Origin of the sequence: Streptococcus parasanguinis, assembly GCF_019929185.1 — a bacterium.
Lineage (GTDB): Bacteria > Bacillota > Bacilli > Lactobacillales > Streptococcaceae > Streptococcus > Streptococcus parasanguinis_O.
The window spans coordinates 110280-123013 of record NZ_JAHZPC010000004.1 but is presented as its reverse complement, the minus strand read 5'-3'; the positions used below and the strand labels follow the sequence as shown (position 1 = coordinate 123013).

General features: G+C 40.9%; 11 protein-coding genes. All 11 read right to left on the bottom strand.

The genetic code is table 11. The annotated features are described in order from the left end of the window. Positions 1-46 precede the first annotated feature (46 nt). The gene (gene arcC, locus K1I56_RS04185) at positions 47-991 is read right to left on the bottom strand and encodes a carbamate kinase (protein WP_223325350.1); all 945 of its coding nucleotides are present in this window, start codon (positions 989-991) and stop codon (positions 47-49) included. A gap of 85 nt (positions 992-1076) precedes the next feature. After that, positions 1077-2093: an ornithine carbamoyltransferase gene (gene argF, locus K1I56_RS04180; RefSeq protein WP_003006350.1), complete on the bottom strand. Its 1017-nt coding sequence runs from the start codon at positions 2091-2093 to the stop codon at positions 1077-1079. Between the two features lie 84 nt (positions 2094-2177). Then, entirely contained in the window at positions 2178-3407 is a 1230-nt protein-coding gene (gene arcA / locus K1I56_RS04175) for an arginine deiminase (protein ID WP_003002445.1), read from the bottom strand. Between the two features lie 236 nt (positions 3408-3643). Then, the gene (locus K1I56_RS04170) at positions 3644-4333 is read right to left on the bottom strand and encodes a Crp/Fnr family transcriptional regulator (RefSeq protein ID WP_003006344.1); all 690 of its coding nucleotides are present in this window, start codon (positions 4331-4333) and stop codon (positions 3644-3646) included. 159 nt (positions 4334-4492) lie between these two features. Beyond that, positions 4493-5560 (bottom strand): serine hydrolase, encoded by a 1068-nt coding sequence (locus K1I56_RS04165; RefSeq protein ID WP_195529526.1) that lies wholly within the window; start codon positions 5558-5560, stop codon positions 4493-4495. A gap of 98 nt (positions 5561-5658) precedes the next feature. Beyond that, positions 5659-7131, bottom strand: coding sequence for a helicase HerA-like domain-containing protein (locus K1I56_RS04160; RefSeq protein ID WP_195529527.1), 1473 nt, complete (start codon positions 7129-7131; stop codon positions 5659-5661). A gap of 210 nt (positions 7132-7341) precedes the next feature. Further along, positions 7342-7947, bottom strand: coding sequence for a superoxide dismutase SodA (sodA, locus tag K1I56_RS04155; RefSeq protein ID WP_061455362.1), 606 nt, complete (start codon positions 7945-7947; stop codon positions 7342-7344). An 88-nt stretch (positions 7948-8035) separates the two neighbouring features. Continuing rightward, positions 8036-9070: a DNA polymerase III subunit delta gene (gene holA, locus K1I56_RS04150; RefSeq protein ID WP_223325349.1), complete on the bottom strand. Its 1035-nt coding sequence runs from the start codon at positions 9068-9070 to the stop codon at positions 8036-8038. A 23-nt stretch (positions 9071-9093) separates the two neighbouring features. Then, on the bottom strand, positions 9094-9696 hold the full coding sequence (locus tag K1I56_RS04145; protein ID WP_223325348.1) for a DUF805 domain-containing protein: 603 nt from the start codon (positions 9694-9696) through the stop codon (positions 9094-9096). Between the two features lie 75 nt (positions 9697-9771). Further along, positions 9772-12018, bottom strand: a complete 2247-nt coding sequence (locus K1I56_RS04140; protein WP_223325347.1) for a DNA internalization-related competence protein ComEC/Rec2 — start codon at positions 12016-12018, stop codon at positions 9772-9774. Next, entirely contained in the window at positions 11999-12667 is a 669-nt protein-coding gene (locus K1I56_RS04135) for a helix-hairpin-helix domain-containing protein (RefSeq protein WP_223325346.1), read from the bottom strand. Before K1I56_RS04135 ends, K1I56_RS04140 begins: the two co-directional genes overlap by 20 nt. Between the last annotated feature and the right edge of the window lie 67 nt (positions 12668-12734).

The following is a 12734-nucleotide window of genomic DNA, read 5'->3' as shown; positions in this document are numbered from 1 at the left end:
TCTATCACAATAAGCTTTAAAATACTAGTTTTTTCCTAATTTTTTATTAGTCTTTTTGGATGATTGTTCCACTTTCAGACTCAATTAAAGCTCCAAGGTTTTCAAGGGACGTAATGACTGCTTTTCCTTCTGGACGACCATTGACGAAGGCAATGGCAGCTTCTACCTTAGGAAGCATGCTTCCTGGTGCAAATTGGTCTTGTTTGATATATTCTTCCAATTGAGCCACATTAACATGTTCCAATTTTGCTTGGTCTGGTTTGTTATAGTTTACAAAGACATAATCGACACCAGTCAAGACGATGAAGAGGTCTGCTTCTACTAATTCAGCCAAACGTTGAGATGCAAAGTCTTTATCGATGACAGCTTCAACACCTGATAAGCTACCATCTGCTTCTTTCACAACTGGGATACCACCACCACCGGCAGCTACAACGACTTGACCTTCGTTCAACAAAGTACGAATGGTATTGATTTCTTTGATATCCACTGGTTTTGGTGAAGCCACAACTTTACGCCAGCCACGACCAGCATCTTCTTTGAAAGTTGCTCCTGATTTTTCAGCTTCTGCTTTTGCTTCTTCTTCTGAGTAGAATGGACCGATTGGTTTACTGAGGTTGACAAAAGCTGGGTCATTCTTATCAACAACGACTTGTGTTACAACAGAAGCCACATCTTTTTCAATTCCTTCTTCAAGAAGAGCATTTTGAAGAGCGTTTTGAAGCCAGTAGCCAATGCTTCCTTCGGTCATAGCAACTAATGAATCAAGTGGGAATGCTGGGTTCTTTTCAGAATTTGCTGCCAAATGTTGGAGCAAGAGGTTTCCTACTTGAGGACCATTTCCGTGAGTAATGATCAACTCATCTCCATTTTTGATTAATTTAACTAAGTGTTTAGCTGTTTCTACAAGTGCTTCTTGTTGAGCTTGCGCAGAAGGATCAGATGAGAGAATAGCATTTCCTCCCAAAGCAACGACGATTTTTCTTGACATTAATTTTCCCTTTCTATAAAAAATAGGGGCAGGACTAAAGCTAGCAGTCCAGCCCCTATAGCTGTTGGTATCTGGTTATAAAGTCTTAAACTTTTGGAATGTACAAGTTACCAAGAGTAGCTGCCATAACCGCTTTGATGGTGTGCATACGGTTTTCAGCTTGGTCAAAGTGACGAGCATATTTGCTGCGGAACACTTCGTCAGTAACTTCCATTTCTTCTACGCCGAATTTTTCAGCAACATCTTTACCGTAAACAGTATTTGTATCGTGGAAGGCTGGTAAGCAGTGCAAGAAGATCAAGTCTTCGTTATCAGCTTTCTTAATCAAATCCATATTTACTTGGTAAGGTTTCAAAAGGGCAACACGTTCTGCAAATTTGTCTTCTTCACCCATTGATACCCAAACGTCAGTGTAAAGTACGTCTGCACCTTTCACTGCTTCGTCAGCATCTTCAGTGATCAAGATATGAGCGCCACTTTCTTTTGCAAATCCTTCTGCCAATTCAACGATTTCTTTTTCTGGGAAGAGTTCTTTTGGTGAGAAGATGTGTACGTTCACTCCAAGGATAGCACCTGTTACAAGAAGGCTGTTCGCAACGTTGTTACGTCCATCACCACAGTATACAAGTGTCAAACCTTCCAAACGTCCAAAGTTTTCTTGAACTGTCAAGTAGTCTGCAAGCATTTGAGTTGGGTGCCATTCGTCAGTCAAACCATTCCATACTGGAACACCTGAGAATTCAGCCAATTCTTCAACCATACGTTGGCTGAAACCACGGAATTCAATACCGTCAAACATACGTCCAAGAACTTTAGCAGTATCTTCTGTAGATTCTTTTTTACCAAGTTGGATGTCGTTTGCACCTAGGTATTCTGGGTGAGCACCAAGGTCGATAGCTGCTGTTGTGAAGGCAGCACGAGTACGAGTTGAAGTTTTTTCAAACAAAAGCGCAATGTTTTTACCAGCAAGATAGTGGTGTTCAATGTTGCGTTTTTTAAGGTCTTTCAAGTGAGCTGAAAGTCCGATGAGGTATTCTAACTCTGCGCGTGTAAAGTCTTTTTCTGCCAAGAAGCTACGTCCTTGGAACACTGAATTTGTCATTCTATTCGTCTCCTATTTTCTTTCTAGTATTGATCAGTCAGAAGGAAGAGCTGATCTCTATAGACCAGCTCCCGGTCTTCTCTATTAGATTTCTTCACGTTCAAATGGCATTGACATACAACGAGGTCCACCACGACCGCGAACCAATTCACTTCCGCGGATCTTAATCAAACGAAGTCCGTATTCTTCTAATTTCTTGTTTGTAACTGTGTTACGATCGTATACAACTACCACACCAGGTGCGATTGTAAGAGTATTAGAACCGTCGTTCCATTGTTCACGAGCAGCTGCAACCACATTACCATCACCACAAGGAATCAATGTAACTTTTTCAACACCAAGGTTTTCAGCAAGCAATTCAGCCAAATCACCTTTTTCTTCAACAATCTTCAATGCTTCATTTTCATATGTTACAGAGAAGACGCGAAGGTTGCCTTGAATTTCTGGGTGGATTGTGAATTTATCGTAGTCCACCATTGTGAATACTGTATCCAAGTGCATGAATTTACGGTTGTTTGCAAATTCGAAGGCCAATACTTTCTTGAAGCCAACGTTTTTCTTGAAGATGTTTACCAACAATTTTTCAATTGATGCAGCATCTGTACGTTGTGAGATACCAACTGCCAAGACATCTTTAGAAAGGACCAATTCGTCCCCACCTTCGATACGAGTATCTTCTTCACGGTTGTATACCAATTCTACATTACCACCATATACTGGGTGATATTTGAAGATGTATTTACCATACAAAGTTTCACGGTTACGTGTATCAGCATACATGTGGTTCAATGATACTGCATTCCCAATTGTAGCAAATGGGTCACGTGTGAAGTACAAGTTTGGCATTGGATCAATCGCAAATGGGTAGTCAGATTCAACAAGGTCTGTCAAGCCTTTGTCAGCTTCTGGAATTTCTGGAAGCTCAGCTTTTTGGAAACCAGCCATTGTTTTTTCAACCAATTCTTGGTTGTCTTCAATACCACGAAGGATTTCGCGAATAGCGTTTTTAGTTTGGCGTCCACGAATGTTTGCTTCATCAAGATATTCTTCGATGAATTGTTCGCGAATTTCTGGAGTAGTCAATGACTCAGCTGCCAATTTTTCAAGATAAAGTACTTCGATTCCTTCGTTACGAAGCGCTTGAGCAAAATTGTCGTGTTCTTTTTGTGCATCTTCCAAGAATGGAATATCATCAAAAAGAAGACGCTCTAGATAGTCAGGCATCAAGTTTTCCAACTCTTTACCTGGACGGTGCAACATTACTTTTTTCAGTTTTCCAATTTCTGAGAAAACATGAATTGGTTTAGTTGACATCTGTCATCCTCCTTTTTTCTTTGAGCTTGTTCACAAGCTTATTACAATTGTTATTATATTCTTTATTGGTACCGCTTTCACAAAGGATTCTACTTTTTGAATGCAAATAATTTGGCGTTTTTTTGAATCCTTCCTATTTTTTAGTTAATATGAAGCGTTTTCTTTGCATATTTTGCCTTTTATATTATTTTTATGAATATATATTTTTTTGTAAAAAATAAAAAAAGATCAACGAATTAGTTGATCTCTTCAAAACTTTTTAAAAAGTAGGCTGTATCTAGAAAAGTTAGTTGTTTTCTCTCATACTGGATCTTATGAGAATCAATGAGTTTCTTTAAAACTTGATTGACGGTTTCTCTAGTTGTGGCTGCTAATTTGGCCATTTCCTTCATACTAATTGGAAATGGAAGCTGATTTCCTAGACCTTCATAGTCCTTGCACAGAATGGCTAAGGATTGAATCACGCGCTCACTGGCACTAGCTGTCACGACATTGCGCAAGCGCAACTCTTGAAATTCTAGGATGGAGGAGAGCTTTCTCATAATAAAGAGCAACTGCTCCTTACTCTCTTGGGCATATAATTCATAGAGGTTGACGGGAATCACGAAACAACGCAAATCCGTCACCGCACTAGCTGTATAGTGGTAACGCTCATCCTGGAACATCCCACCATAAGGGAACAGAGCCCCCTTCTTAATATAATCCATATAGGAGAATTGGTCAGACGAATCGAATTGCTCAATACGAGCAAAGCCTTTTGCCAGAAGAAAAATGCGCTCCCGCCTATCTCCTGCATAAAATAAAATTTGTCCTTTAGGGATATCCCTGGCATGAATTTCAACAGCTAATTTATCAAATAGCTCCACTGGTAGCGCAGAAAAGGCTGGATGCGAGCGGAGCAACTGGTAATCTTCCTTTGTAATCATGTCTATACTTCCTCTTATTACTATTAGTAGTATAACATACTTTTTATAGAAAAGGGAAAGAAGTCTCTTTAGAACAGAAAAGTAATTCGAAACACCAAGTCATTTTCATGATACTTTGTTAAAAGAAAAGGTCTGAGCAAAACTCAGACCTTTTGTCGATTATTCATTCATATTGACACGATGCCATTCATTGATAACATAAGCCAATTGTCCCAATTGATAAAGACCAACGCCACTGATTTCAGAACTTTCTGGAGTCGTACCTCCAAGTCCTGCAGTGTAAATGGCAACCAAATAAGGAGTCGATTCACGGACAATCGCATCCACATTAAGTGCTTCAGCAACATATCCTGGTTTTTGTTGAATCACCAAATCTGGCAAGAATTTTTTATAGTACTCACCTGGGAAAGACTCCCCGATCAGTTCTAGTAAATCTGCATATTTTTCTTGATGATTCCAAAGATATTCCAAGACATGGATGTAATAATCCGTTGTCGTTTTATTATCTTCGCTAAAGGTTTTGACTTCTGGTGAACGGGATTGACCATAACGACTGAATAACTTGCGCGCTTGCTCCATCCCCCCTAAACGATCTGCCAAAGCATAGGCTGGGGTATTTTCAGAGTAAACCAATGAATAGCGCTGCATATCAGGAATAGACATAGCTCCATCAAAGGCAGCAACGTAATTGTCATGCTCCCCTACATATTCATAGTAGGTATTGGTAATATCAAATCGATCTGTTAAATTGAGTTTACCCTTTGCGACTTCATCCACCACCAACATGTTCAAGGGTAGCTTATAGGTACTACCTGCCGTCATTGGTTGAAGATCATTCATGGCAAATTGCTCTCCAGTAATGGCATTGCGATACGTGAAGGCAACTTGTGACGGATCAATTCCACTTTCCGCTAGGAAATCCTGGACAACCTCTACCAAACCTTTATTAGCATAATCATAGACAAGGCCATAAGCGCTCATCGTTTCCATGTCTGCATCTACTACTGCTTGCTTAGCTTCAGGAGATTTGACACGCGGTTTTTTCGTCTCAGGGGTAGACTTTTCGATATCTTGTTCTTTTGCTTCTTTTGTTTTCTTTGATTTTTTTTCAATTGCTGATGCTGTTGGTTGCGTAAGATGCAAGTAGCCCAGTGCGCTTGTTCCCACTAAGCACAATAAAATACTGACCGCAATCATGATCGAGCGTAGATTAAAATATTTTTTCATACGAGATTAATTATAAAAGATTCTACTGAAAATAACAAGAATTATCAGAAAGAGAAAACGGTTTCTTTTTAAAAAGTTTTTTTCTTTTCATAAAAGGGTTATTTCCGTTTAAAGGAGCCCATAATTAGCTTAGCGATCTCACGCGCAATCGTCCGGAATAAGGAACTCAAGAAGGAATCTTTTGCCTTTTCAAGACTAGATTTTCTTGGACGACCCGGACTACGTTTTTGAGCTGCCTTATCTGCTGCAGCCTCTTCCTTTTCTGCTTCTTTTTGCTCTTTTTCTTGTGCTTCCTTGCTTGCTTTAGCTGCTAATTTTTCATAGGCAGATTCCCGATCAATCGTCGTCGCATACTTTTGATGGAAAGGCGATGTCGTGATTAAGGCTAATTGTTCACTTTCATTTAAGAGGTCAAAACTTGATTGAGGAGAGAGAATATAAGCACGCTCAACAACACTAGGTTGCCCCTTCTCATTTAGGAAAGAAACCAAGGCTTCCCCTGTCCCTAATTCTGTGATCACTGTTTCTGTATCAAAGTCTGGATTCGGACGAAAACTTTGGGCAGCCACCTTGATGGCCTTCATTTCTTTTGGTGTATAAGCTCGAAGAGCATGTTGTACACGATTTCCAAGCTGTGCCAAAACAGATTCTGGTAGATCTTGAGGATTTTGGGTAATAAAGTAAATCCCTACACCCTTAGAACGAATCAGGCGCACGACTTGCTCGACCTTCTCAAGAAAGAGCTTGCTTGCATCCTTAAAGAGGAGATGGGCTTCATCAAAGAAGAAAACCAGTTTTGGCTTTTCGGGATCCCCAACCTCGGGAAGTGTTTCAAAGAGACGAGACAACATCCAAATTAAAAAGGTTGAATACAATTTTGGTGAATGAAAGAGCTTTGTAGCCGAAAGAATATTGATATACCCACGCCCTGATGCATCGAGTTGCATAAAGTCATTTAAATCAAGTGCAGGCTCTCCGAAAAACTGATCCGCTCCTTCTTCTTCAAGAACCAAGAGGCTTCTTTGGATGGCTCCGACAGATTGTTTGGTGATATTACCATATTGGGCAGAATAGTCCGAGCTGTGTTCATAGACTTCCTTTAAAAGGCTTTGTAGGTCCTTCAAATCAATCAAGGGCCAATCTTTCTCTTGAGCCACTTTAAAGACAATTGCAAGAATTCCTGATTGAGTTTCATTCAAATCAAGCAGACGAGAAAGAAGCAATGACCCCATTCCTTCGACAGTCGCACGAACAGGATGACCAGCTTGGCCAAAGACATCCCACAATCGAACAGGGAAGGCTTGCGGCTCAAACGGATCTGTGAGACCAAGCAGTTTGTAGCGTTCTTCCAGTTTTGGAGTCCATTGTCCCGCTTTGGCTAAACCAGATAAATCTCCCTTGATATCAGCTAGAAAGACCGGAATGCCCTCTTTGCTTAATTTTTCTGTGAGGACCTTGAGGGTAACTGTTTTCCCTGTCCCTGTTGCTCCTGCAATTAAGCCATGACGATTCAACATCCGTAAATAGATAGGCGTCTCAACTGCTCCTTTGGTAATGGTAATACTAGTCATTTCATTTCTCCCTGCATGTTTCAGTTTTCATTTTAACGGTCATCTTTTCCTTGCCTAGGCCCTTCAAACTGGGCTTTTGATAAGTAAGACACACTCCTACTAGTGTATCATTTTCCTGTCCAAACGCAAGAAATTATACTCCGATTTTCCGGATACAAACAAAAAAATCTATAAGAGGCAATTGTCGCTCTTATAGATTCCTTTATTTTATTATTTTGCTGCCGCAAACAAGTCATTCACTTTATTCCAGTTGATCACTGAGAAGAAAGCTTTGATATAGTCAGGACGTACGTTACGGTATTTCACGTAGTAGGCATGTTCCCAAACATCCAAACCAAGGATTGGTGTTTTTCCTTCAGAGATTGGTGTATCTTGGTTTGCTGTTGAAGTGACTTCAAGTTTACCCTCTTTGTTGACAACCAACCATGCCCAGCCAGAACCAAAACGTGTCGTTGCTGCTGCTGTGAAGGCTGCTTTGAAGTCTTCAAATGAACCAAATGTGGCATCAATAGCTGCAGCAAGTTCTGCTGAAGGAGCTGTTTGTTCTGGAGTCATCAATTCCCAGAAAAGAGCGTGGTTCAAATGACCACCACCATTGTTGATCACAGCTTGGCGAATGTCAGCTGGAATGGATTCAACATTAGCTAACAAGCTTTCAAGGTCTTCTCCAATTTCAGGATGTTTTTCAAGAGCTGCATTCACATTGTTTACATATGTTTGATGGTGTTTATCATGGTGCAAATGCATGGTTTCTTCATCGATATAAGGTTCCAATGCATCATAAGCATATGGTAATTCTGGTAAAATGATAGCCATTTTATGGTCCTCTTTTCTTTATTACTGATTTGATAATAACGTAAACAGCTAAATTATTCAACTAATCTGCTTGCAATTTCTTTCATGTTTAGACGCTATTTGCCACTTTTAAAAGTGCCACATCAAATAAGTAGTCTTTATCATACGTTCCACTTTTAATTGCATAATCCGTCTCGATGAAGGTCATCATGGCCTGCTTCAAAAAGGACAGGGAAAGCTTGCGGCTATCCCGCAAGGCAAACTTCACCTGATATGGATTGACCTTGCGTCCTGACAAGTCCGACAAGTTCGCTACAATTTGGCTTTCAGTTTGGCCTTCTTCTGAGAAAATTTTAACTTGAGAAAACATTCGGAATTGACCCAACAAAATAGCGATTAATTTTATTTCATCTTCTCCTTGTAAGCGGAGATCCTTAACCAAATTCCGGGCTTGATCGATTTGGCGTTTGAGAATCATCTGTGTCAGATCAAAAATATTATCTTGCAAGGACTTTGGAACAACCTCCTCGATATCTTGGAGGGTAATCTGACCATCTTCTTTATAAGCCTGCAATAGAGCGAGATTCTTCTGTAACTCTCCAAAATCATAGCCAGATTTTAAGAGTAGCTGGTCCAAGGAATCGCCCACAAAGTGTAAGCCCAATTCTTGGGCCTGACTAGAAAAATAACGCTTTAAATCTTGCTCTTTAGGTGTTGTTGCTTCAATGATCTGGGCATCCCGTTTTAGAAGTTTGACCAAGCGACGCTTACTATCTAATTTTCCTTCTGCAAATATCACCAAACGGGTCGATTCAGAAGGATTTTCCAGATAGTTTTCAAATTGCTTCAGATCTTCATCTGTTAAATTGCGTTTTTTGGCAGTGGTTAGATCCAATAAGTGGTCCAAAATCACGATTTTTTCATCTGCAAAAAAAGGAAGACTGACCAAATCCAGCTCGACCTCAGCATAGGAGGCTTCCTTCATATCAAAATAAGAATAATTCAAATCTGAGGGATCATAGCCTATTTTTTTAAAAATGTCTTTTTTTAACCATTCAAATTGACCTACATCCTCACCCGTCAAGACAAGAATAGGAGGCAGAGTTTGAACCGTCAGATGTCTAGTGTCGGTAATTGCTTGCATGAAACTCTCTTATCTCTATCAGTCTAGTGGATTTCGTGTTCAGCAGCCATTCTTTGTTCCAATGGTGGTTTTTCATCAGATAAATCAGGTGCTGCTACAAAATTAGGGATTTGCTCAAACGAGTTGCCGCCAAAGCTCCCACCTGGCGCTGTGACCTGTGGTTCAGAAGCCACTCCCATAGGAGTCTCTACTGGTTGTGGGAAGGTGTTTTTCCCTGGAAGCATCATGAGAATCAAGAGAGAAATAACTGTAATCACCCAGAGAAATAGGAAAATATCTAGTCCCGTCAACAAATAGAGCAGAACCGGACCAAGGTTCAAAAAGATCCAAGACCAATGGATTCCCGCATCCCGCAAGCGACGTACACAAATGGCTTGACTGGGTACTAAAATGAGGAAGTAAAAGAATGCTAAGAAAGCGAGCGCCCATAAACCTGTCTTAGAATGAACAGTTGAAAAATTGAGCGTTTCTTGAGCATTTTGATGGGATAAAGAGGTCACGATGTAAAAAACCCAAAGAGGCAAAGAAATCAGGGAATTCCAGAAAAAAGCTAGCCAAAAATGCGCCCGACTGGTCTTACTTGAAAAATCTGCATACTGTATCCAAAATTGCTTAAATGCGTTCATACGATTCTACCTTTACATTGATTTCACTTTCTATAATAGCAATTTTCAGCATAGAAAGCAAACCTCTCCTCGTCTCTAGCGGACCGTTTCTACCCTCCAATGGTCCCACCCAATCAAGCGAATTGCTCCCCTTTCATCGGTACGAAGATAAGAAATAGAACGTTCCTCTAGACGATCGAGCAATTCTTTATGGGGATGTTGGTAGCGATTTTTCTTTCCAACAGAGATCAAGGCCAACTGAGGATGTAACTGATCTAAAAACACATCACTAGAGGAACCTTTAGAACCGTGGTGGCCTACTTTCAAGACATCTACTTGTAATTGTGGATCGTTTTTCAATAGTTTTTTCTCTCCAGCTTCTTCCAAATCACCCGTGAACAAAAATCGTTTCTGAAAGAACTGTCCATAAAGGACAATCGAATCATCATTTTTACCATCCCCCACTTCATCAGGGGATAAGACTTCTAGATGATCATCAAAAATAGGAAGTTGATCCCCTCTCTGGACTACTTTAATCGGACTATGAAGCAGTTTCAATTTCTCTCGAAATTGAGAATTGGTGAGACTGCCTGGACTGACATACACTTTTTTAACCGGGATTTGTTTGGCAACCTCCACCATATCGCCCATATGATCCTGGTCTGTATGAGTCAAGACCAGCGCATCGAGTTTTCCAACACCTCGACTCTTGAGATAAGGAATCAGGGTTTGATCCGCATTGGCAGACTGACTGCGCTCTTGCCACTTTTCTCCACTTTTAAAAGTGACGCGTCCTCCGACATCAATCAATATGGTTCTTCCTTTCCAATCGCGTAAAAAGATACTATCTCCTTGACCGATATCCACCATGGTAATCTCATTTTCTAAAGGGTGCTTGGTCCAACAAAAGATGAGTAGAATCATACCGATTAACAGAAAACGAAAGTTCTTTTTCTTTCGAAGATCATACAAGATCCCTAAAAGAAGGAATAGAGCAATCAGAGCTGGTCCCGTCGGCTGACCAAATACCAGAGGTAAAGACGTAAGCTTTGAAATCCAACGAATACACTCCTCTATGAGAAGAAAGAAACTGTTAAAAATTGTAAGGGGCTTTAGAATCGATAAGATAAATAGCACCGTTAAACCTGGAAGAAGGACAAGGTCAAATAAGAAAGAAAAGAGGAAGGTTAAAGGGAGTGACCAGGGTTGAAAGACGCTAAAGTAATAGGTCAAAAGGGGCAAAATCCCCAGGCTAATCCAGAAACTTTCCACTAGTAGCTTTTTAAGTCCTGAATAAGAACTGGTATCTACCAAGGTCAAAATAAAGGCGTAGGCACAACTCAAAACTCCTCCGGCTGTCAGGAGAAACTTGGGCACAAGTAGCATTAAGAGCATCAAGGTCATCGCCATATTCTCCATCCCTCGGATCCCCTTTTGAGAGAGGATCTTCTGCAAGAGACTGCGAACCACTGAAACTGAAAAACCGGTCAACCCAGCATAGACCAAAGAGATTGGAACCATCCAGATATCGACTGTTTCTTGCAAGATTCCTAGACGTAAGAGAGCTTTCCGGATCCCATTGATGAAAAAGCCGACCTGCATCCCAGATAAGGCGAATAAATGGATGATTCCTAAACTCGTGTAAAGCTGGTCCATCTCTTCAAAATCCGTATCTAAATAGCCAAAAAGAAGGCCGGTCATATACTGGTTCATTGGCTGCGGAAAGTGCTCTTTACTCCAAACAATGGCTTGGCGCCTCCATTGAGATAGGCTATCGAAAACATTCCAAGTCTGTATAGGAAGCGCGGATTGGATCGCCTCAATTTTTATTTGATAGTGAATCCCCTGTGTTTGCAAATAAGACCGGTAGTCAAATCCTCTAAAATTTCGCTGCCCTTCTGGCTCTTCTATAGCACCTTTATACGTCAACTCCAACAAATGAGTTTGACTTTGCCACTGTTGTTTTTCTTTTTCTGATTTTAAAGTATAAAAGACTTGGTAGGTCCTACCCTGATTTTTAGCACGAAAAGACAGGGCGTCCCCATTGATCTTGATGCTATCTGGAATCAGGCGTAAGTGGGGTGGCAGCTGACTTTCTGCTTGTACTGGATGATCCTGTAGTCGCTGAAAGACAAAGAAGGCCGCAAAACAAAGGGTTGCTAAAGCAAGCCCTAGCAAACTTGAGCGCTCCCCTTTATAGTGATGAACCGCTAAAACTCCCACTACTACTAGACCGCTGATCGAAAGCCAAGATGGTTGATAGATACTAAAATACAGCCATAGGAGCACAAAGGCGAGATGGACAAGCGAAAAAGGAAGGTCTTTAATCCACCGTGAAAGCATCTCTTAGTTTCTCCAGTGTTTTCTCTCCGATTCCTGAAACATTCTTCAGATCATCCACTGATCGAAAAGGACCATTTGCTTCGCGATAGGCGATAATGTCCTGGGCACGTTTCTGGCCAATGCCTGATACTGTCTGGAGATCTGACTCGGTCGCTCGATTTAAATGGACCTTGCCTGTTTTTTCTGCTGGCGCTGACGAAGTTGCAGGACTTTCTGAACTTCCAAGTACTGGAACATCCTCTCCTTCTTTAGCAACATAGATCACCGCTTCATCGGTGAGTTTTTGCGCCAAGTTGACCGATTGTCTATTGGCATCTGCTGTCATCCCGCCTGCCTTATAAATGGCATCGTGGACTCTGCTATTGGAGCGCAACTCATAGACCCCTGGTTGTTTGACGGCTCCTTTGACATCGACCGTAATGATCTCGGGTGCATCAGACACTGAAGTCGTCGTCTTTTCTTCTTTGGAACTAGTGGTCTGCACCTTTTCTTTGCTCGAAGTTGAACTAGAAGACTGATAAAGATCCGGTATGGTGGATGCACTTGACTGAGGTCGATGAAAAAGAAAATACCCTCCAAGTAAGAGTCCAATAGCAGTAAGAGCTAAAAAGAGCTTATATTCTTTGATTTTTTCGATGATATCCTCCATAAGAAACCTCCTCTCACTTTTATTATTCGTAAAAATAAAAAAAAACTGAGAGAAACTCTCAGTTTTT